The sequence below is a fragment of the Oleiphilus sp. HI0080 genome, from assembly GCF_001635135.1.
In genome coordinates this window covers 1-1,024 of sequence record NZ_LWFU01001177.1, presented here as the reverse complement: position 1 = coordinate 1,024, position 1,024 = coordinate 1, and the positions used below count along the sequence as shown (strand labels likewise).

General features: G+C 47.3%; 2 protein-coding genes. Both read left to right on the top strand.

Annotation, left to right across the window (positions count from 1 at the left end; all coding sequences use genetic code 11):
- The first annotated feature begins 201 nt into the window (after window positions 1-201).
- On the top strand, window positions 202-453 hold the full coding sequence (locus A3751_RS20925) for an accessory factor UbiK family protein (protein WP_068458070.1): 252 nt from the start codon (window positions 202-204) through the stop codon (window positions 451-453).
- A gap of 81 nt (window positions 454-534) precedes the next feature.
- On the top strand, window positions 535-1,024 hold a 490-nt coding region (locus A3751_RS20920), incomplete at its 3' end, for a magnesium chelatase domain-containing protein (RefSeq protein WP_304439071.1).

Here is a 1,024-nt window from a genome sequence, read left to right as displayed (position 1 = left end):
AGTACAAGAAAGTGTATAAATAACAATTAGATACCTGTGAATCAAAGGTTGGCTGGCAAAATCGGTGCGCTTTCTTGGAGCGGTATGGCGTGTTACGCACCAAAATGACGCTCTATTTTGGTGCGTAAAAAATGGTATGTGATTTGGGAAGGCTCGGTGGTAAACTTTTGGACCAAATTTGCTGTACTGGAGACAGTTAGAGTGCTCAATCCCCAACAATTATTCGGTCTCATTCAAGACCAGGTGAATCAAGTCTTTCCTGAGTTCGGCAAGGCGGCTCAAGATGAGATGGCTGGTAATCTAAAGCTTGTTATAACAAGCGTCATTACTAAGTTGGATTTGGTTTCCCGCGACGAGTTTGACGCCCAGCAGGCCGTGCTGGAAAGGACTCGCATGATGCTAGAAAAGTTGGAGAAGACGGTTGCTGAGCTAGAAGAAAAAGTGTCAGATTAATAAAGTGTTTTAAAGCAGGAAAGGATTCTGCTTCTGCCGCACTAAAGCGGTGCGATTTACAAATATAGTGCAAGGATGCCTATGAGTTTGTCTACTGTTAAGACCCGTGCGTTGTGCGGTGTCGATTCCCCTTTGGTGCGCGTTGAGACGCACCTTTCCAATGGTTTGCCCTCTTTTACTATTGTCGGTTTGCCCGAAGCGGCTGTTCGAGAGAGCCGTGAGCGTGTTCGTTGCGCTTTGGTGAATTCTGGTTTTGAGTTTCCGATGCGTCGTGTGACGGTCAACTTGGCTCCCGCAGATTTGCCAAAGGAGGGCGGGCGTTTTGATTTAGCGATTGCGATCGGAGTCTTGGTGGCAAGTGGTCAGCTGTCACCCTCTTCCGTGTCTGATTGTGAGTTTGTATCAGAGCTCGCACTGGGTGGCGCTTGTTGTGCTGTGAAAGGAGTTCTTCCCTCTCTCGCAGTCGCTGATTCGACGGCGCACAAGATATACGTCGCCAATGAGGATGCACGTTATCGCCAGTTATTGAACTCTGAAAAAATTATTGGCGTTCATGATCTTTTAGAATTAG